The organism is Desulfomicrobium macestii (assembly GCF_014873765.1).
Taxonomy (GTDB): domain Bacteria; phylum Desulfobacterota; class Desulfovibrionia; order Desulfovibrionales; family Desulfomicrobiaceae; genus Desulfomicrobium; species Desulfomicrobium macestii.
The window spans coordinates 71,792-90,908 of record NZ_JADBGG010000010.1; the positions used below are offsets into that span (position 1 = coordinate 71,792).

The 19,117-nt window shown below is 60.8% G+C and carries 23 protein-coding genes; 8 read left to right on the forward strand and 15 right to left on the reverse strand.

The features are described 5' to 3' along the window. Nucleotides 1-62: 62 nt before the first annotated feature. Together H4684_RS08240 and H4684_RS08245 are read left to right on the forward strand one after the other, a co-directional pair. Complete coding sequence (locus tag H4684_RS08240; RefSeq protein WP_092193708.1) at nucleotides 63-296, forward strand: CopG family transcriptional regulator; 234 nt, start codon at nucleotides 63-65, stop codon at nucleotides 294-296. After that, nucleotides 283-546 (forward strand): type II toxin-antitoxin system RelE family toxin, encoded by a 264-nt coding sequence (locus tag H4684_RS08245; protein ID WP_092193626.1) that lies wholly within the window; start codon nucleotides 283-285, stop codon nucleotides 544-546. The genes H4684_RS08240 and H4684_RS08245 overlap by 14 nt, the downstream gene beginning before the upstream one ends. Before the next feature lie 20 nt (nucleotides 547-566). On the opposite strand, the gene H4684_RS08250 is transcribed toward H4684_RS08245, so the two are convergent. The 9 genes from H4684_RS08250 to phnG form a co-directional block, all read right to left on the reverse strand. Beyond that, a complete protein-coding gene (locus tag H4684_RS08250) occupies nucleotides 567-1,175 on the reverse strand; it encodes an LbetaH domain-containing protein (RefSeq protein WP_225940327.1) in 609 nt (202 codons plus the stop codon). After that, a complete protein-coding gene (gene phnN, locus H4684_RS08255) occupies nucleotides 1,172-1,735 on the reverse strand; it encodes a phosphonate metabolism protein/1,5-bisphosphokinase (PRPP-forming) PhnN (protein ID WP_192623428.1) in 564 nt (187 codons plus the stop codon). Before phnN ends, H4684_RS08250 begins: the two co-directional genes overlap by 4 nt. Before the next feature lie 679 nt (nucleotides 1,736-2,414). Then, nucleotides 2,415-3,557: an alpha-D-ribose 1-methylphosphonate 5-triphosphate diphosphatase gene (locus tag H4684_RS08260; RefSeq protein ID WP_092193624.1), complete on the reverse strand. Its 1,143-nt coding sequence runs from the start codon at nucleotides 3,555-3,557 to the stop codon at nucleotides 2,415-2,417. Nucleotides 3,558-3,560: 3 nt separating this feature from the next. Continuing rightward, nucleotides 3,561-4,253 (reverse strand): phosphonate C-P lyase system protein PhnL, encoded by a 693-nt coding sequence (gene phnL, locus H4684_RS08265; protein WP_092193623.1) that lies wholly within the window; start codon nucleotides 4,251-4,253, stop codon nucleotides 3,561-3,563. Nucleotides 4,254-4,260: 7 nt separating this feature from the next. Beyond that, nucleotides 4,261-5,034, reverse strand: a complete 774-nt coding sequence (phnK, locus tag H4684_RS08270; protein ID WP_225940328.1) for a phosphonate C-P lyase system protein PhnK — start codon at nucleotides 5,032-5,034, stop codon at nucleotides 4,261-4,263. Beyond that, a complete protein-coding gene (locus H4684_RS08275; RefSeq protein ID WP_092193621.1) occupies nucleotides 5,034-5,888 on the reverse strand; it encodes an alpha-D-ribose 1-methylphosphonate 5-phosphate C-P-lyase PhnJ in 855 nt (284 codons plus the stop codon). The genes phnK and H4684_RS08275 overlap by 1 nt, the downstream gene beginning before the upstream one ends. Further along, nucleotides 5,878-7,068 (reverse strand): carbon-phosphorus lyase complex subunit PhnI, encoded by a 1,191-nt coding sequence (locus tag H4684_RS08280; RefSeq protein WP_092193620.1) that lies wholly within the window; start codon nucleotides 7,066-7,068, stop codon nucleotides 5,878-5,880. Before H4684_RS08280 ends, H4684_RS08275 begins: the two co-directional genes overlap by 11 nt. Continuing rightward, on the reverse strand, nucleotides 7,059-7,664 hold the full coding sequence (gene phnH / locus H4684_RS08285) for a phosphonate C-P lyase system protein PhnH (protein ID WP_092193619.1): 606 nt from the start codon (nucleotides 7,662-7,664) through the stop codon (nucleotides 7,059-7,061). The genes H4684_RS08280 and phnH overlap by 10 nt, the downstream gene beginning before the upstream one ends. Further along, nucleotides 7,664-8,113: a phosphonate C-P lyase system protein PhnG gene (phnG, locus tag H4684_RS08290; RefSeq protein ID WP_192623429.1), complete on the reverse strand. Its 450-nt coding sequence runs from the start codon at nucleotides 8,111-8,113 to the stop codon at nucleotides 7,664-7,666. Before phnG ends, phnH begins: the two co-directional genes overlap by 1 nt. A 102-nt stretch (nucleotides 8,114-8,215) precedes the next feature. Between phnG and phnF the strand changes: the two genes are divergently transcribed. Together phnF and H4684_RS08300 are read left to right on the forward strand one after the other, a co-directional pair. Then, a complete protein-coding gene (gene phnF / locus H4684_RS08295; protein WP_092193617.1) occupies nucleotides 8,216-8,938 on the forward strand; it encodes a phosphonate metabolism transcriptional regulator PhnF in 723 nt (240 codons plus the stop codon). A gap of 495 nt (nucleotides 8,939-9,433) precedes the next feature. Beyond that, a complete protein-coding gene (locus H4684_RS08300) occupies nucleotides 9,434-10,309 on the forward strand; it encodes a hypothetical protein (protein WP_192623430.1) in 876 nt (291 codons plus the stop codon). 95 nt (nucleotides 10,310-10,404) lie between these two features. Here the strand turns inward: H4684_RS08300 and H4684_RS08305 are convergent, their stop codons facing one another. The 6 genes from H4684_RS08305 to H4684_RS08330 all read right to left on the reverse strand — a co-directional run bounded on the left by H4684_RS08305 (nucleotide 10,405) and on the right by H4684_RS08330 (nucleotide 15,730). Next, nucleotides 10,405-10,857, reverse strand: a complete 453-nt coding sequence (locus H4684_RS08305; protein ID WP_192623431.1) for a methyltransferase family protein — start codon at nucleotides 10,855-10,857, stop codon at nucleotides 10,405-10,407. 121 nt (nucleotides 10,858-10,978) lie between these two features. After that, entirely contained in the window at nucleotides 10,979-12,661 is a 1,683-nt protein-coding gene (gene ettA, locus H4684_RS08310; RefSeq protein ID WP_092193706.1) for an energy-dependent translational throttle protein EttA, read from the reverse strand. Between the two features lie 127 nt (nucleotides 12,662-12,788). After that, nucleotides 12,789-13,457 carry an amino acid ABC transporter permease gene (locus H4684_RS08315; RefSeq protein WP_092193614.1) on the reverse strand — a complete coding sequence of 223 codons (669 nt, stop codon included), beginning with the start codon at nucleotides 13,455-13,457 and terminating at the stop codon, nucleotides 12,789-12,791. Continuing rightward, nucleotides 13,454-14,227 carry an amino acid ABC transporter ATP-binding protein gene (locus H4684_RS08320; RefSeq protein ID WP_092193613.1) on the reverse strand — a complete coding sequence of 258 codons (774 nt, stop codon included), beginning with the start codon at nucleotides 14,225-14,227 and terminating at the stop codon, nucleotides 13,454-13,456. The genes H4684_RS08315 and H4684_RS08320 overlap by 4 nt, the downstream gene beginning before the upstream one ends. Beyond that, a complete protein-coding gene (locus tag H4684_RS08325; protein WP_192623432.1) occupies nucleotides 14,227-14,895 on the reverse strand; it encodes an amino acid ABC transporter permease in 669 nt (222 codons plus the stop codon). Before H4684_RS08325 ends, H4684_RS08320 begins: the two co-directional genes overlap by 1 nt. A gap of 91 nt (nucleotides 14,896-14,986) precedes the next feature. Beyond that, nucleotides 14,987-15,730, reverse strand: coding sequence for an ABC transporter substrate-binding protein (locus H4684_RS08330; protein WP_092193705.1), 744 nt, complete (start codon nucleotides 15,728-15,730; stop codon nucleotides 14,987-14,989). 215 nt (nucleotides 15,731-15,945) lie between these two features. On the opposite strand from H4684_RS08330, the gene H4684_RS08335 reads away from it, so the two are divergent. From H4684_RS08335 to H4684_RS08350, 4 genes are all read left to right on the forward strand, one after another. Next, nucleotides 15,946-16,839 (forward strand): DMT family transporter, encoded by an 894-nt coding sequence (locus H4684_RS08335; protein ID WP_318779626.1) that lies wholly within the window; start codon nucleotides 15,946-15,948, stop codon nucleotides 16,837-16,839. Nucleotides 16,840-17,064: 225 nt separating this feature from the next. Then, on the forward strand, nucleotides 17,065-17,322 hold the full coding sequence (locus tag H4684_RS08340; protein WP_092193610.1) for an RNA recognition motif domain-containing protein: 258 nt from the start codon (nucleotides 17,065-17,067) through the stop codon (nucleotides 17,320-17,322). A gap of 154 nt (nucleotides 17,323-17,476) precedes the next feature. Further along, nucleotides 17,477-18,199, forward strand: coding sequence for a CHAP domain-containing protein (locus tag H4684_RS08345; protein WP_192623434.1), 723 nt, complete (start codon nucleotides 17,477-17,479; stop codon nucleotides 18,197-18,199). A gap of 3 nt (nucleotides 18,200-18,202) precedes the next feature. Next, a complete protein-coding gene (locus H4684_RS08350) occupies nucleotides 18,203-18,571 on the forward strand; it encodes a cupin domain-containing protein (RefSeq protein ID WP_192623435.1) in 369 nt (122 codons plus the stop codon). Nucleotides 18,572-19,117: the final 546 nt, after the last annotated feature.

Below are 19,117 nucleotides of genomic sequence, written 5' to 3' on the forward strand. Positions count from 1 at the left end.
GCGCGGCCGAATGTTGACATCAAGACGTCATGACTACATGATGACAAAACGAGGTGATCATCATGCCCGAAACGACAAAGCGATCCACGATTTATTTCGACCCACAGCTGCATGCGGCCCTGCGCCTGAAAGCCGTGCACTCCAACCGCTCGCTTTCCGACCTTGTCAACGATGCTGTCCGGGTTGCACTGGCCGAAGACCAGGAGGACCTGGCGGCCTTCGAACATCGTCTGGCGGAGCCGGTCATGAGTTACGAAGAACTGTTGAACGACCTCAAGGCCCATGGGAAGATATAGGCTGAGCTTCAAGGCGTCCGTAGCCAAGGATTTGCGCCAACTCCCAAAACGAGACGTGCAGAGTGTCTTGAAGCGCATTGAAGGACTCGCAGATGATCCCAGGCCAAACGGCAGCGAAAAACTGTCCGGCCAGGAGCGATTCCGGGTCAGACAGGGAACATATCGAATCATCTATGAAATCAGGGATCAGGAACTCGTAGTCATGATCGTGAAGGTCGGACATCGGCGCGATGTCTACAGAACATTATAGACTCCGCGCCAGTCGCACCATCATCCGTACTTCTCCACAAAAGCCTCCACTGCCAATTCCCGAAAATCCTTCAGGGCCGCCGCCAGGCGCTCGTGCTCCCAGTCCCACCAGGCCAGGGCCGTCAGTTTTTCCCGGATTTCGGGGGAGAAGCGGTACTTGATGGGTTTGGCCGGGACTCCGGCGACAATGGCGTAGTCCGGCACGTCCTTGGTGACCACCGCGCCCGAGGCCACCACCGCGCCCGTGCCCACGGTCACACCGGGCATGACCAGGGCTCCGTGCCCGATCCAGACGTCATGTCCGAGCGACACGGAGTGCTCCTGGCGCCAGGCGAAAATCCCGTCATCATCAGGCCCCATGCCGAATTTGGCGCTGCGGTAGGTGAAATGGTGCTGGCTGGCCCGCGAGGTGGGATGGTTGCTCGGATTCAGGCGGGCGTGATTGGCGATGGAGCAGAATTTGCCGATGCGCGTGTACATGACGTGGCAGCGGTCGCACAGGTAGGAATATTCGCCTATCGTGGAGGAAATGATCTCGGTCTGCGCGCCGATCTCGGTCCAGGCACCGAGGGTGCTGTCGACGATGGCGGCCGTTGGGTGGATGCTCGGTTCCGGGGAAAGCATGGTCATGAGTCCGTGCCGTCGAGGGCGATTTCAAGAATCAGGCTGGCCAGGACCTGGCCTCGATCTGCCAAGGGGCCGGAGTTGTCGAAGCGTACCAGGGCGGGTGTTTCCGTCACGGCCATGCGCGCCCGTGCCAGCCTTTTCTCCATCTCGGCCGCGTTTTCCCGGCCACGTGCGTTCAACCGCTCGCGCAGAACCTCTTCGGTCACCTCCACCAGCACGGGCAACAATGCCGGATACGCGCCAAGGGCGCTTGGCAATGCCGCGCGCGAGCCGTTCACGACCACGCTGAGTCCCGCCTCCATCCAGATGTCGATCTCACGGCCGATGCCGTAGGAGAAACCGTGGCTGTCCCAGTGCAGGGCGAAAAGGCCGCGGGTCCGGCGAAGCTGGAATTCGGCCCGATTCAGGGCGACATGGTTTTCCCCGCCCGCATCGGCCGGACGGGTTATGTAGCGGTGCGCGAAGACCACGGGTGCTTCGGCGGGAAGACGCAAACGCGCCTCGGCCATGAGAGAATCCTTTCCGCAGCCCGACGGGCCCATGATGTAAATCAGTCTTGGCATAAAAATCCTTTTTGGGGCGTTGGGGGAGGGCGAAAAATTTTTCGCCCCTACGATGTTTCACCACATCATACATCGCGTCATTGTCGCGACATCGTTTTCGGGCCGGTGTGGGTGTCTGGCCGTACACCGCGTTTGTGGCGGTAGGGGCGGTCCTGCGTGACCGCCCTTCTTCGGTCCTGCGTGGTCCTCCGGCCGGACACCGCGGTTGGGCAGACACGTAGGTCTGCCCCTACGATGCATCGTGGTGAAATCATACCATACATCGCGTCTTTGTTGCGGCACCGTATACGGCCTGGTGTGGGCGTCTGGCCGTACACCGCGTTTGTGGCGGCGGTTGGGCAGACACGTAGGTCTGCCCCTACGATGCGTCGTGATAAAATCAAACATCGCGTCATTGTCGCGGCACCGTTTTTGGGCCGGTTTGGGCGTCTGGCCGGACACCGGGTTTGTGGCGGCGGTTGGGCAGACACGTAGGTCTGCCCCTACGATGCGTCATCACGAAATCAAACATCGCGTCATGGTCGCGACACGTAGGGGCGGTCCTGCGTGACCGCCCTTCTTTCGATCCTGCGTGACCGCCCTTCTTTCGATCCTGCGTGACCGCCCTTCTTTCGATCCTGCGTGACCGCCCTTCTTCGGTCCTGCATGATCGCCCTTCTTCCGGCGCGATGCCCCATCATTAATACACGCGTTCCCCATCGCGCCAGACCCTGCGTATGATGGGCAGGTCGCGGTCGATGTGGACGCGGACGAGATCGGCCCTGAGGCCCGGTTCGATGCGGCCCCGGTCGGTGAGGCCCAGGGCTCGGGCGGGGTTGGCCGTGACCAGGGCCATGGATTCATGCAGGGGCAGGCCCACTTCGGAATGCAGAATCCAGGCCGCGTGCAGAAGGCTCGCCGGGACGTAATCCGAGGACAGGCCGCCGAGCAGGCCGGCGGCGGCCACGTCGCGCACGGAGACGTTGCCCGAATGGGAGCCGTTTCGGACCACGTTGGGCGAGCCCATGAGGGTCAGAAGGCCCAGCTCGCAGGCGCGGCGCGCGGCATCCATGGTCGTCGGAAACTCGCTGATGGCGATGCCGTGTCCGTGGGCCCAGTCAACGTGCTCGGCCGTGGCGTCATCGTGGCTGGCCACGGGCACGCCCTTGCTCCGGCACCAGCCCAGGATGTCCTCGGCATGCGCTCCGGCGAAGCGGGCCTGCACGCCCTGCATGCGGGCCATCTCGACCGCGAACTCCTGGTCCGTCCACTGCCTGTCCTTGCTGTAATAGGTGCGATAGGCGTCGATGTCGACGAACTGGCGCTGGCCCGGGGTGTGATCCATGAGCGAGACCAGATGCACGTCGTCCATGTCCCGAAAAGGTTCAAAGAGGCGCGGCATCTCGGGGTCCGAAATTTCGCAGCGCACGTGCAGGAAATGGTCGGCCCTCAGGTGTCCCGTGGGCCGCAGCTCTTGCAGGGCGGTCAGAGTCAGGTCGAGCATGGTCCGGCGGTCGCTTTTTTCATAATACTGTCCGCAGGACAAAGCGTCGAGAACCGTGGTGATGCCCGCGGCCACAAGCTGCGCGTCATGGGCCAGCAGAGCGGCCCGAGCCGAGGGCCAGAGCACGCCGGGCCGGGGCAGGAGCTGCTTTTCGAGGTTGTCGGTATGCAGCTCGACCAGCCCGGGAATGAGCAGGTCGCCCGCGAAATCGACGGCGGCAGGCGTCGTGGTCGCGCCCGGCGCAATGTCGTGGATCAGCCCGTCGCGCACGGACAGGCTGCCCAGGATGACCTCGTCGGCCAGAACGATACGGGCGTTGGCAAGAATCAGCTCATGCATGGGTCACTCCGGTCTGTTCAGCAGCAGGCAGCGGTCCGCGACCCGCTCGCGCACGTCGTCATCATGAAAAATGCCCACGATAGCCGCGCCGCGCGCCTTGGCTTCGAGGATCATGTCCACGACGGTGTTGCGATTGTTCCCGTCCAGTGAGGCCGTTGGCTCGTCGAGGAGCAGGATGGGATAGTCGCGGATGAAGCCGCGCGCTATATTGACGCGCTGCTGCTCGCCTCCGGAAAAGGTGGCCGGAGCCAGGGACCACAGGCGCTCGGGAATGTTCAGCCGGGCCAGAAGCTCTCCGGCCCGCTCCCTGGCCTCCCGGAGGTCAACGCCCATGGCGGTGAGCCGCTCGGCCACCAGATCGAGGGAGGAGACACGCGGGATGACGCGCAGGAACTGGCTGACATAGCCGAGGCTGCGGCGGCGCACGTCGAGGATGGTGCGGGGCTGGGCGGAGGTCATGTCCACGCCGTCCCCGTCATGGCTGATGACGACGCTGCCCGCGCTTGGGCGGTAGTTCGCGTAGATGGAGCGCAAAAGGCTCGACTTGCCCGAGCCGGAGGGGCCGTGCAGGGCGATGCACTCCCCGGCCGCGACATCGAGATCCACGCCATCGAAAGCGCGGATGCACGTGCCGCCCTGGGTGTGCAGCACGAAGGTCTTGGCCAGGGATCGTATGGAAATCATGGGAATGTTCATGAATGCCTCAAGCTTGCAGGATGGAGGAGACCAGAAGCTGGGTATAGGGGTGACACGGATCGTCGAGGACCTGATCGGACAGGCCCGTCTCGACGACCTCGCCGCCGCGCATGACCATCATGCGGTGGGCCAGGATGCGGGCCACGGCCAGATCATGGGTGACCAGCACCACGGCCAGGCCCAGGGAGGAGACCAACTCGCGCAGGAGATCCAGAAGCCTGGCCTGGACCGAGACGTCGAGGCCGCTGGTGGGTTCGTCCATGAAGATCAGACGCGGGCCCGTGACCAGGTTGCGGGCGATCTGAAGGCGCTGCTGCATGCCGCCGGAAAAGGCCGACGGATGCTCGTCGATACGCTCCGGGTCCAGTTCGACCCGCTCCATCCAGTCAAGGCCCGCCCCGCGAATCCGGCCATAATGACGTTGCCCGAGCGCCATGAGACGCTCGCCGATGTTCCCTCCGGCGCTGACTCGCATGCGCAGACCGTCGCGGGGGTTCTGGTGCACCACTCCAAGATCGGTGCGCTGCAGGCGGCGGCGGTCGGCCTCGCCGAGTTCGGCCAGGGACAGCCAGAGCCCGTCGCGGTCCCGGTAGGACACCTCGCCGGCCGTGGGCATGAGCCGCCCGGACAGGAGACTCAGGAGCGTGGACTTGCCAGACCCCGATTCGCCGACAATGGCCAGCACTTCGCCCGGCCACAGCGTGAAGTTCACGTCACGGCATCCGACGCGGTTTCCGTAGTAGCGGGTCAGGCCCGTGACGCGAAGCAGTTCATTCTCCATCAGTTGCCCTCCCGCTCTTGCACGCGCCGCGCACAGAAGTCCGAATCGGAACAGACGAACATGCGTCCGCCCTGGTCGTCGATGATGATTTCATCGAGAAAACTGCTGCCGCAGCCGCAGATGGCGCACGCCTCGTCCCATTTCTGGATTTCGAAGGGATGATCCTCGAAGTCCAGGCTCTTGACTCTGGTGTGGGGCGGAATGGCGTAGATGCGTTTTTCGCGGCCCGCGCCGAAAAGTTGCAGGGCCGGGCAATCGTCCATCTTGGGGTTGTCGAATTTGGGAATGGGAGACGGGCACATGATGTAGCGGTCCTCGACCTTGACGGGATAGTTGTAGCTGGTCGCGATGCGGCCGTGCTCGGCGATGTCCTCGTAGAGCCTTACGTGCATGACCCCGTATTCCTCCAGGGCGTGCATGGTCCGGGTCTCGGATTCGCTCGGCTCCATGAAACGCAGGGGTTCGGGGATGGGCACCTGGTAGACGAGAATCTGCCCCTCGCGCAGCGCGGCTTCGGGGATGCGATGGCGGGTCTGGATGACCGTGGCCTCTTCGGTGGCCGTGGTCGTGGTCACCTGGGCCGTTCTGGCAAAAAACGAGCGGATGGAGACGGCGTTGGTCGTATCGTCGGCGCCCTGGTCGATGACTTTGAGGACGTCGTCCGGGCCGATGATGGCGGCGGTGATCTGGATGCCGCCCGTGCCCCAGCCATAGGGCAACGGCATCTCGCGGCTGCCGAACGGGACCTGATAGCCGGGGATGGCCACGGCCTTGAGGATGGCCCGGCGGATCATGCCCTTGGTCTGCTCGTCCAGATAAGCGTAGTTGTAACCGGGCACGGATTCAGCGTTCATGACCGTCCTCCTTGTCGTTTGCGGCGTCCTGCCTGAGCCCGCGCACCAGGGCCAGCTCGGACTGAAAATCGACGTAATGCGGAAGCTTCAGGTGCTGCACAAAGCCCGAGGCCTCGACGTTGTCGCTGTGATACAGGACAAACTCCTCGTCCTGGGCCGGACCGCGCACCTCCTCGCCAAGCTCTTCGGCGCGCAGCGATCTGTCTACCAGGGCCATGCTCATGGCCTTGCGTTCCCCCTGTCCGAAGGTCAGGCCGTAGCCACGGGTGAAACGCGCGTCGCCGGAGCCGATGAACTGGTTCACCGTCTCGCATTCGGTCATGGTCATCTCGCCGATGGTCACGGCGAAGCCCAGCTCCTCGGGTACGAACTCGACTTCCAGCTCACCCATGCGGATCTCGCCCACGAAGGGATGGGAATTGCCGAAGCCGCGCTGGGTCGAATAGCCCATGGCCAGAAGAAAGCCCTCGTCGGCACGGGCCAGATTTTGAAGGCGCATGGAGCGCCCGGCGGGCAGGGTCAGGGGCTCACGGGTCAGGTCGTCCGGTTCCGGATCGTCCCCCCTGCCTTCGGATTCGATGATGCCTTCGCGGCCCAGCACTTCGAGCACTCGCGGCATGGCTTCAGGCGTTGCACCCATCAATTCGTCTGAAATTTCTGAAGGCATCGTGCCGGCCGTTGCACCAGACTTCATTTGAGTCGTTGTCTCCGGCGTCGCATCGCGCGCCGTTTCGGATGCCGGTTCGGGCGCGAAGCGATTTTTCCGCAAACAGTTTCCGGCCAGCTCCCAATCAAGCAGGCGGTGGGTATAGTCGAAGGTCGGTCCCAGGACCTGTCCCCCCGGGACATCCTTGAATGTGGCGGAGATGCGGCGGCGGACATGCATTCGCGAGGTGTCGACGGGCTGGGAGTATCCGAATCGCGGCAGGGTCGTGCGGTAGGCGCGCAGCAGAAAAATGGCCTCCATCAGGTCGCCCCTCGCCTGTTTTACGGCCAGGGACGCAAGGATGGGATCGTAGAGGGAGCCTTCGCTCATGACCCGATCCACGGACAGCGACAGCTGCTCGCGAATCTGGTCCAGGGAAAGTTCCGGAACGGACTCCTGGCCCCGCCGCTCCCGGGCCAGCAGCCGGTGCGCCTCGGCAATGGCTTTCTCACCGCCCTTGACAGCTACATACATGGCCCGGCCTCCAGTTTCAGGGTTCTCGGCAAGCCCACGACCTGATCCTTGCCGACCAGGATAAGATCTACGCCTCGGGGAAAGAGGCGGCTGTTGTCACGCCACATTCGTGTGAAGCCCGCAGGGAGCCAGGACAGAGGAATGCGCCCTTCCCCATCCACGCCGGGCCCGCTGATCCGCGCGGCTTCCCCGACGTCGTTTGAGAAATCCGAGGTCAGCAGCACGGTGGTCGATTTTTCGGGATATTCCACGCTGCCAAGAGAAAATGTCTCCAAGGAAGGCATGCGCCCAGGCTGTGCGAGCACGGCGAAGGAGGCCTTGGCCGGGGTATCGGTCAGGGGGCATCCGCAATGAAAGCGCAGGAAACGCAGGGCCTCCTCGGTGTTGCATGCGGCGTCCAGCCAGACCGGGGTTTCCATGTCGCACAGGGTCAGGACCACCGAGGTCATGCTCCCGCTCCAGCCCACCGGACCTTCGGCCTGAACCGGCAATGGAACGAGGGTGCCCGGCCGGGACATGGCTTCGAGGATGACGCGGAACGTTCCCTGACTTTCGAATACGGGGCGGGTGAAGCCCGCGGGGATGGGTTGCAGCATCAGTCCTCCCCCCGCACCAGTGTGAAAAAATCCACCCTGCTCGGACTCACTTCATCGTGCCGCCGGGCCAGGTGCTCCCGCCGTTCGCGCCGCAACGGCTCGATCAATCCCCGGCGCAGATCTTCGCGCCGTTCCGGAAGTTGCATGAGGGCATCGAAAACAGCCGCCAGACAGGCGTGTTCGGGTTTGATACCGCCGATGAAGGCATGACCCATGATCCCGCCTGCAAGGCCGACGCTGCACCGGGTCACGGTCATTTCACCCAGATTGAAGCGCTCCCCCACGTTTCCCGACCGGGCCCTGACCATGACCAGTCCGGTTTCGGGCCCTCGCACGATCCGGTATTCCGGCCGTGCGGCCATGCTGTCCCAGGCGTCCCGCAGCCGGCCTTCATCGGCCAAGGCCAGGGCGGCCATCCATTCCTGCCGCTGTGTCTGTTCGGTTGACATCAATGAAACTCCACAATATGAAAATTTGTCTAGACATCTATGTCTTTTTGCTGAGACTCAATTCTCAGCATTCTGTGACAATTTGCATTCAAGGAGACGGCGATGGAGTTACAGCGCGGAAGTGGAGTGGCCCTGTGGCGGCAGATTCAGGATTGGCTGGAGTTCAGGATCAAGGAGAGGGAAATGCCGCCCGGCAGCAAATTACCCACGGAGCAGGAGCTCGCCGACCGCTTCAAGGTCAATCGGCACACCGTGCGCCGTGCGCTGACCCTGCTGGCGGAAAAGGATCTCATCCGCACGGAACAGGGCAGCGGCAGCTTCGTGCGCGAGCAGATCATCGACTACGCCGTTGGCGTGCGGACCCGCTTTCATGAAAACCTGCTGCGCCAAGAGCGAAAGCCGCGCGGGGAGCTCATCTCGTCGGGCATCATTCCCGCCACGACCGAAGTGGCCCGGGCGCTTGAAATGGACAAGGGCGAACCGGTCATCGTGCTTGAAACCCTTGGCGAGGCGGACTCCGTGCGTATCTGTCTGGCCAGCGCCCACTTTCCCCAGAGCCGCTTTCCGGGCCTTGACGAACATTTCCGCGCCACCGGCTCCGTGACCCAGGCGCTGCGCCATTACGGAGTCATGGATTACCGGCGCAAAAGCACGCACATATCGAGCCGTCTGCCCACCGCCCGTGAAGCACGCATCCTGCATCAGTCAAAAACCCGCCCGGTGCTCGTGACGGAGAGCATCAACGTCGACCCCAGAGACTGGCCCATCGAATTCTGCGAAACACGCTTCGCGTCCGAGCGGGTTCAATTCACCATTGAAACATGACCGTTTTTTGTCTTTTCAGACGACACTGCAAAAAAAACACAAAAGAACCCGAGTGTCATTCCCGCGAAGTCGGGCCATGTCGGGCAATAGCGCGAAATCCATTCTTTTCAGATAGTTAAAAAGGCATGGATCCCCTTCATCAAGGGGATGACGACTTTTTGCAGTGACATCTTTTCAAGCAAGGTCGCGACGCAAAATCATATTTCAGAGACACGCTGTCGCACGTTGTAATACGAAGCTCGCGATGCTCCATGTAATGAGCAGTCAGCCTCAATACATACGCTTTCAGCAAAAATTGACGCCTTGCCGATACCAGCACAATAAAATTCATGCCCTTCCCAAAAACCTTAAAAATGTATGACAGAAGATCTTTTGCTGAATTTCTTGATAAAAAAATATACAGCATGTATTATCAGAGCGCTGTTGTTCGTGCTCACATCTATAAAGCACATTGTGCTTTTCAAGACAGCGATACATCACTCAAAGGATCTCAACATGAAACATATACTGATTGCCTGCGCCTTCTTTTGCGCGTTCCTGTCCGGTTGCGCCACCAACACCTTGCAGCGCAACGCCCTGGAAAACTTCGGCCTGGCCACGGAGAGGGTCGGACGCATGAGCGAATCCGAGTTCCTTTCCATGCGCGACGAAATCATCGAAATGAACTCGCTGCTCATGATTCTCGACAACTCCAAAAATGCCGAAAGCCGCACCTACGACGAACCGGCCCTGGCCGATACGACAACCATGCGCGTTGCCGCATGCAAATCACTGCGCATGTACGGCGACCTGCTCATGCGCCTTGCAGCCGATGATCGTACCGGAATGGTGCGAAAGTCCGCACGGGTTTTTCTGGACAACATCACCGAGACACTGGGGCCGGATCTGACCCTCGCCCAGGAAGAGGCAGTGCAAAACGTGGCTCTGGGCCTTGATGCCCGCTGGACGGCGCGCAAGAAATCCAAGACAATTCAAAGCTTGGTGCTGGCCTTTGCCGATGCCTTGACCATTCTTTCGGGCAGGCTTCTGGCCGATTTCTCCCTGGACGAGTCCTCCACCAGCCATTTGAAGGCATACGCCGACACGGCCAAGGAACTGAAAACCCTGTCCGCGGCCATCATCGACGCCGGAGACAGGGAAACGCTCGACAAGCGGAACAAGGCGGTGAAGGCGTTCGTGCTGGCGCAAAAGGTGATTGCCCGCGCCGAGGCCATGGGCGCACGGATCCACGAGGCCATGGCCACCCTGCAAAAAGCCAACGCCCATGTAGTGGCCGCCATTCAGGACAACAGCTACGACCTGCGGGAAATCAGGGAGTATGGAAAACAGATTCAGAAGATAGGCACGATGCAGCAGGTTCTTTCCCGCTGAGAAGAGACGGACACGAAGCTTTCGAAGCGCCCCATGCGGGCGCTTTTTTTTGTAAAAAAAACGGCAGCCCGGAGGCTGCCGTGATCACGCGGGAATCAGTTTCTGGGGCAGGACGGGAGGGGAATCAGACGGCTGACTCGCTCACGGTACGCCTGATAGGTTTCGCCGAACTGGTCTTCAAGCTCCACCTCTTCGGCCCCGACATTCTTGAAAAAGAGGAAAGTTGCGACGGCAATGCCCAGAATCCCCAAATTGGTATTCAGGATCAGGCACAACCCAGGCATGATGCCGAGCAGGTTCGCAGCAAGGATCGGGTTGCGGCTCCAGGCGAAGGGGCCGGACTCGACCAGCATGTAACCCTCGCCCTTCCTGAGCTCACGCACGGCCAGCGCCAGACCGGCCACTCCCGCCACCAGCCACAGGAGCCCGATCACCGAGCCCAGCAGAAACCATTCCGTGCCAAGGAGCAGATTTTCGAGAATGCTGCCGGCCACGATGATCCCATAAGCAGGCACAAGTACTTTGCAGGCAAGACCTTTTGTATTCATCATGTTCTCCTCAAGGACAAAATTAAGTATGCCGTCACCTAACGACATAAGTACCACCACGGACCGCGATTGAAAAGAACCCGGGCCGGATTAATCCGGGCCGGGTTCATTCGCATTGGGCCTAGCGGGTCAACTGACGGTAACGGATGCGGCGCGGCACCGTCAGGGTGTTTCCTGTGCGGCGCTTCAAATCCTTTTCGTATTCCGAATAGTTGCCCTCGAACCAGACCACCTGGCTATCGCCTTCGAAGGCCAGGATGTGGGTCGCGATGCGGTCCAGGAACCAGCGGTCATGGGAGATGACCACGGCGCATCCGGCGAAGTTTTCAAGCGCCTCTTCCAGAGCGCGCATGGTGTTCACGTCCAAGTCGTTGGTCGGCTCGTCAAGAAGGAGTACGTTGGCCTCCTTTTTGAGCATGAGCGCCAGATGCAGGCGGTTGCGCTCGCCGCCGGAGAGCATGCCCACGGTTTTCTGCTGGTCAGGCCCCGCGAAGTTGAACTTGCTGACGTAGGCGCGGGAGTTGATCTCACGGCCGCCCAGATTGATCGTGTCGTACCCGCCGGAGACCATCTCCCAGACTGATTTCTTGGGATCAAGCACGCCGCGATCCTGGTCCACATGGGCCAGTTTCACGGTCTGACCGAGACGGATCTCCCCGCCATCGGGCTGCTCCTGCCCTGTGATCATGCGAAAAAGAGTGGTCTTGCCCGCGCCGTTGGGTCCGATGACGCCGACGATTCCACCCGGAGGCAGGGCAAAATTCATGTCCTCGATGAGCAGCTTGTCCTCAAAGGCCTTCTTCACGTGGCTGGCTTCGATGACCACATCCCCAAGGCGGGGACCTGAAGGGATGAACAGCTCCAGGGTCTTGATCTTGTCTTTGGTCTCCTGGTTGAGCAGGTTCTCGTAGGACGAGATTCTGGCCTTGGCCTTGGCATGGCGGCCCTTGGGCGACATGTTGATCCATTCCAGCTCGTGCTTCAGGGTACGCTGGCGAGCGCTCTCCTCCTTTTCCTCCTGGGCCAGGCGATTCTGCTTCTGTTCCAGCCAGGAAGAATAGTTACCCTTCCACGGAATGCCCACGCCCCGGTCCAGCTCCAGAATCCAGCCCGCGACGTTGTCCAGGAAATAGCGGTCATGGGTCACGGCGATGATGGTGCCCTGATACTGCTGCAGATGATGCTCAAGCCAGGCGATGGTCTCGGCGTCTAGATGGTTGGTGGGTTCGTCCAGGAGCAGGATGTCGGGCTTCTGCAACAGCAGGCGGCACAGGGCCACGCGACGCTTCTCGCCGCCGGACAGGACGCCGACCTTGGTCTCGGGATCGGGGCAGCGCAGGGCCTCCATGGCCATCTCAAGACGCGAATCGAGCTCCCAGGCATCCTGGGCGTCGAGCTTCTCCTGCACGTCGCCCTGGCGGGCGATGAGCGCGTCCATCTCGTCGTCGCTCATGGGCTCGGCGAACTTGGCGTTGATCTCCTCGAACTCCTGCATGAGGTCGACGGTCTCCTGCACGGCCTCCTGCACGATCTCGCGCACGGTCCGCTCGGGATCAAGCTGCGGCTCCTGCTCCAGGTAGCCTACGGAATACCCGGGAGAGATGACGATGTTGCCATTGTACTCCTTGTCCACACCGGCCATGATCTTAAGCAGCGAGCTCTTGCCGGAGCCGTTCAGGCCCAGAACGCCGATCTTGGCCCCGTAGAAAAAGGACAGGGAAATGTCCTTGATGACCGGTTTCTTGTCGTAAAACCGGGACACCTTCATCATGGAATAAATGATCTTATTTGGTTCGTCGCTCATGAAAATACCCTCGAAATGTGAATTGATTGCATAAATGCCGGCCGGTTCGGCCGTTGTGGACAAACCGGGAATGAGAGCGGCCGACAAAAGGCCGGCCGCATGAAATATTGCCTGGATTCAGGATATGCTAATGGCCGAAGCCCGGAATTTCCAGTCTCTTTTCCAGCCTGCGCAGGCCGTAGGAAGCCACGCTGACCAGTACAAGGTAATAGACGCCCACGACCATGAACACCTCGCTGAAGCGGAAACTCTCGCTGGCCACGATCTTGGCCTGCCCGGTCAGCTCGAAGCAGGTGATGACGTAGGCCAGGGACGAATACTTGATCAGGTACACGATCTCGTTCCCGCAGCCGGGCAGCGCCCGACGAAAGGCCTGGGGAATGATGATCCAGACCAGGGTCGTGAACGTTGAAAAACCGAGCGCCTGGGCCGCGAGCACCTGACCACGCTTGATGGAGAGCAGTCCGCCACGGATATATTCCGAATGATAGGCCGCGCTGCACAGGGTGAATCCGATCACGGCCGCCGTGTACGGCTGGAAATAGATGCCCACGCCCGGCAGGCCGAAATAGAGGATGAAGAGCTGGATCACCAGGGGCGTGCCCCGGAAAAGCGCGGCGTAGCCATTGGCCACGGCCTGCAGGATCCCGCCGCCAAATGCCCGGCACGCTCCGACGATCACTCCGAAAAAGATGCCCAGCAGGGCCGAGGGCACGATCAGCTGCACGCTCACGAGCACGCCCTTGTTCAGAGCGGGCACCAGCCGTTCCAGCAGAAAGACGAACTCCTCGTTCATGAGCCGGCACCCTCCACATCAAGAATCTGGGAACAGAAATCAAGGGTGCGGGTGCCCGAGCCATCGGCCAGAAGTTCCTTGGGGCTGCCCTGCTCGATGATCCGGCCTTCCTGCATGAAAAGCACCTCGTCGGCCAGGGAGCGGGTGAAACCCATCTGGTGCGTGGCCATGACCATGGTCATGCCGTTCTGGGCCAGTCCGCGGATGACGGTCAGCACTTCGCTGACCAATTCCGGATCGAGGGCGGATGTAGGCTCGTCCAGCAGCATGACCTTGGGGTCCATGGCCAGAGCGCGGGCGATGGAAACGCGCTGCTTCTGCCCACCGGACAGCTCCGCCGGATAGAGGTGCCCCTTGTCGCCGAGGCCGACGCGCTCCAGCTCCGCCATGGCGCGGTCCCTGGCCCGCGCGCGGCTCATGCCCTTGACCTTGCGCAGGGCGATGCCGACATTGTCCGACGCGGTCAGGTGATCAAAAAGATTGAAGTCCTGAAAAATCATGCCCACCTGCTGACGAAATTCGCACAGCTCGCGGGCCTTGTGCGGATCCACACGCCTGCCGTCCAGCTCGATTTCCCCCCGGTCGGGCACGATGAGATAGTTCATGCACTGCAGGAGCGTGCTTTTGCCTCCCCCCGAGGGGCCGATGAGCACCTTCATTTCACCTTCGTAGAGGTTCAGGCTCACGGATTTGAGTATCTCGCGCCCACCCAGGACCTTGGATATGCCCTGCACCCGCATGAGCAGGTTTCGTGTTTTCTTATTCTCCATTAATGCACATAACCCTTTATTCTGACACGTTTTTCAAGGGCGCGCAGTGCAATGACCCCGGCCCAGGTCAATAAAAAATAAAGCACTGCCGCGCTGACGTACATGGGCAGGTGCTGGTAGGTCCGCGAAGCCACGAAGTGCGTCCGCGCCATGATCTCGCTCGCCCCGAGCACAAAGGCCAGGGCCGAATCCTTCAATATGATGGAGTACTCGTTGGACCAGCCGGGAATGGACAGGCGCAAGGCCTGGGGCAGGATGATGGAGCGGATGGCCAGGCCGTCGGACATGCCGAGCGCGCGGGCCGCCTTGAGCTGCCCCTTGGACAGGGACAGGATGGAGCCGCGAAAAATTTGGGACTGATAGGCTCCGCTGGTCATGCCGAGCACGATGGTGGCCGCCGCGACCGCGTTCAGGTTAAGCCCCACGAGGTTGAAGAGTCCGAAATAGAAAAGAAAAAGCAGCACCAGAATCGGCACTCCGCGAAAAAACCAGACGTAAAGGCCGCAGAACGCCCGCGCAAGCCACGAGCCGTAAACCTGTCCCACGGCCAGGGGCACGCCGATGAAAAGACCCAAAAACATTGCGCCGACCACTGCGATCACAGTGACGGCCGCGCCCTGCAACACATAGGGCATGGCGTCCAGGAGGACGGTGACGGTTTCGTTCATAATCAGGGCTGAATCCTTGGCACGGCTTGGCAAAAAAACGGGAAGGCCGGAGCATTGCCAGGCCTTCCCGAGGTTTCAAAAAAAGGTCGGACTACTTGTTCAGGTGCTTGGCGATGAGCTCTTCCCAGTAAGGGTCGGCTTTGAGCATCTCGAAGCCCTTGTTCAGAGTGTCGAGCAGTTCCTTGTCTTCCTTGCGCACGGCGGCGCCAAAGGGCTCGACTTCGCCGAAGATGCCGATGATCTGCACAGGCTTCTTCTTCTCGGCGTCACGGGCCGGGGGATAGTTCATGGCGGCGGCGTCAATGCGGCCGTTGACGACGTCCTCGATGGCCATGGGAGCGGAATCATAGTGGCGGATGGTGAACTTCCAGCCCTGCTTTTCCTTCTCGTCGGCCATCCACTTGGCTTCGGAGGTGCCGGCCTGCATGCCGATGGTCAGTTCCTTGCCGTAGATTTCATCGGCCTTGAGCTCGGAACCCTTCTTGGTCACGAACACGTTCTTCACTTCCCAGTAGGGAGCGGTGAAGTTGACCTTCTCGGCTCGCTCGGCGGTGATGGTCATGCCGGAACAGATGAAGTCGATCTTCTTGGCCAGCAGGTTGGGGATAATGCCATCCCAGTCAACGGGAACGTGCTTGACCTTGAAACCCATCTTGGCCGCGATCCAGTCCACGGCGTCGACATCGAAGCCGCTGGGCTTGCCGCTCTGATCCACGTAGGCGAACGGAGGATAGTTGGCGTCGATGCCGTTCAACAGGACTTTTTCCTCGGCCAGGGCCGGACCGGCGGCCATGCACACAAGACAGGCGATCACAAAAGCAGCGCGTTTCAGCATGTTTTTCATCCTCATGAAAACGTTTGACAAAAAATCAGGTTCCCCCACAAGTAACAATGAACCGTCCGGGCCGACCCGTTTTTCCAAGCGGACCCAAACCAGTTCATTTCACGGCACAACACTTCCAAATGCCGAATGATTTGCAGCATTGTGACACGTACACACCGGTATATTCATTTTCCAAAAACCGCAACACATGCCCGGCGGCCATGAAAATGCAAAAGAACCAAAAGAAAGCGTATATTTGCGGACTTGCAGCCGTCTGCCTGTGGTCGACCGTGGCCACCGCCTTCAAGCTGTCCCTGCGCCACCTCGGCCCGGAACCGCTGCTTTTCTACGCCAGCCTGACCTCGGTGCTCGTCCTGCTCCTGATCCTGACCATCCAGGGCAGGATAGGCGAACTGTCGGGGCTGACATTGAAGGAAGCCCGCTTCTCTCTGCTTCTTGGCGGTCTGAACCCCTTTCTCTACTACCTTGTCCTGATCCGCGCCTACGATCTGCTCCGAGCCCAGGAAGCCCAGGCCATCAACTACACCTGGGCCATCACCATGAGCCTCCTGGCCATCCCCCTCCTGGGGCAACGCCTGCGGGGCCTGCAGTTCGTGGCCATCGGCCTTGGCTACCTCGGCGCGCTCATCATCTCCACCCGGGGCAATCTGCTCGGATTCGAGATGGAGAGCCCTCTGGGCTTTGCCCTGGCCATGGGCAGCACGGTCATCTGGGCCCTGTTCTGGATTTTCGGGGTCAAGGACGCCATGGACCCGACCCTACGCCTGCTGCTCAACTTCTGCTGCGGCGCGCTCTACACCGGGGCATGGGCGCTCCTGTCCGGCATTTCGCTCATCCCCAACGCTCCGGGTCTGCTGGGCGCGATCTATCTCGGGGTCTTCGAGATGGGGGTGACGTTCGTACTCTGGATGTCGGCCCTGCGCCTGTCCCGAACCACGGCGCAGGTCAGCAACCTGATCTATCTGGCCCCCTTTTTGTCCCTCTTCATCATTCACTTCCTGCTCGGCGAGACCATCCATGCAGCCACCCTGGCGGGACTGGGCTTCATCCTGGCCGGCACCGTGACCCAGAAATTCGCGGACGCGCAAGCCATGACCTGAAAACTCCGGACCCCAAAGCTCTCTGCATGCTACACCACACGCATTTCGATTTAAAAAAAACATATTGACAGGCCAGCAGCTCACCACTATTTTATCCATTGTTTTGAAGCGTCATGCCATTTCATGGGAAATGATCGTGACGCTGGTGCGGGCCAGCTGGTAGCTGTTTCCAGCCGGAATTTCCGCATTTTTTTTACCTTTTTTTTCGGAGTTATAGTTTAGTCTATGAACATCTATGTTGGAAATCTGTCCTGGTCGACCACCGATGCCGACCTGAAGTCCCTGTTTTCCCAGTACGGCGAAGTCACCTCTGCTCACGTCATCGAAGACCGCGCCACCGGCCGCTCCCGTGGTTTCGGCTTTGTCGAGATGGATGACGAAGGCGCCCGCCAGGCCATCCAGGCAGTGAACGGCACCGATTTTCAGGGCCGCAACCTGAAGGTCAACGAATCTCAGCCCCGTGAGAGCCGCCCCCGCTACTAAGCGGTCTGTTCGATCATGAGGAAGCCCGTCCAAGGACGGGCTTTTTTTTGTCCAAAATCCGCCGCCACGACTGCCCGAAAAGTGCATTGACGAGTTCCCCGCGTGCCGCATATTGGAGCCGACACCCAAGTCCCCATCCCCTCAGGAGTTATTGATGCGCCCCTGTTCCAAGACGATCCGACTTTTCCTGCTCCTGCTCCTGGCGATGCTCGCGGCCTGTTCCAAACCCGCGCCCGGGCCTTCGCAAGCCGCCCCGGCACCGACAAACGCAACGATGGAAGCCCCCGCTCCCCAAAGCCCGGCGCCAACAGCCGAAATCCAGGCCACACCACGAAGCGAAACCGCGCCCACGCGGACCTCAGAGGCACAGAAAGCCCCGTTCCTCGAGTGTGACGCCGTCGATCCGAGCCTGGACCGCGCGGACTGTTTCAAGCTTCAGCCCGGCAAGGCGAGCAAAAACAAACACGGCAAGACCGTGACCGGCCGCTGCCAGCCCCAATGCGTTCCCTACGCCCGCTGCCGCAGCGGGATCATGACCTGCCGCCTGGGCGACACGGGGCCTGTGGAGTGGTTCGAGTGCGCGCGCAAGAGCAAGGCGACGACACTGGTTCCCAAGGCCGGGTCCATCATGGTCATCGACGTCAACAACCGCCGCAAGATGCCCACCGGCCACCTGGGCTATGTGGAAGAGGCCTGCCCCAACGCGGACGGGACCTGGAGCCTGCGTTTCAGCCACACCAACTTTGACCGCAAATGCCATCTGGACCTGGACGCCAAGGTCCTGTTCAATCCGGCGACCATGACCGCCACGTTCCTGAGCGGACCATGGAAAACATGGGCCAAGGACCTGAAAATCCGCGGCTTCATCCTGAGGTGAACCATGCAGGCACGCATACTCGAACACGCTCCCGGGAATGAATACTTTTTCCGGGAAGGATGCTTCATCACCGAACTCTCCAACGAGGATCACGACCCGGCCGCATCCATGGCCCGCGCCCGGGTCGAGCCGGGACGCACAACGGCCTGGCATGCCCTGGCTCAAACCGTCGAGCGCTATGTGATCCTTGAAGGCCGGGGCCGCGTCGAAGTCGGCGACCTGCCGCCCCAAGACGTGGCTCTCGGCGACGTGGTCATCATCCCGCCGGGGGTCCGGCAGCGCATCACCTGCACAAGCGCATCCGACCTCATCTTCCTGGCCGTCTGCACCCCACGCTTCGACCCGCGAAACTACATCGCCCTGGAAGAATAAAAGATGGATCCCCGCCTGCGCGGGGATGACACAGAGTGACAACGCACCACAGTACCACGGCGGGCCTTGTTGGTCCGACTCTCCATCCAAACCAAGAAAAACAAGTCTTCTTCCCCCGAAAAACGCACCGCAGTACCGTGGCGGGCCTTGTTGGTTCGGTCAGGTTGCCTCGACTGTCTGACCGAGTCAGGCATCGTTGGCGGAATCGTTGCCGCTCGTCCTGCTCCGCTTTTACGCCCTGCACGCAACGATTACGCCGTACGAGGCCCGCGAGGGAGTTTCAAGGCGGCCTGACCGGACCAACAAGGCCCGCATCTCCAGCCAAACCAAGAAAAACACATCTTCTTCACCCCCAAAACACACCATATTAAACCGCAGTGACAACGCGCCGCAGTACCGCAGCGGACCTTGTTGGCCCGGTCAGGTTGCTTCGACTGTCTGACCGAGCCTGGCATCGTTGGCGGAATCGTTGCCGCTCGTCCTGCTCCGCTTTTACGCCCTGCACGCAACGATTACGCCGTACGAGGCCCGCGAGGGAGTTTCGAA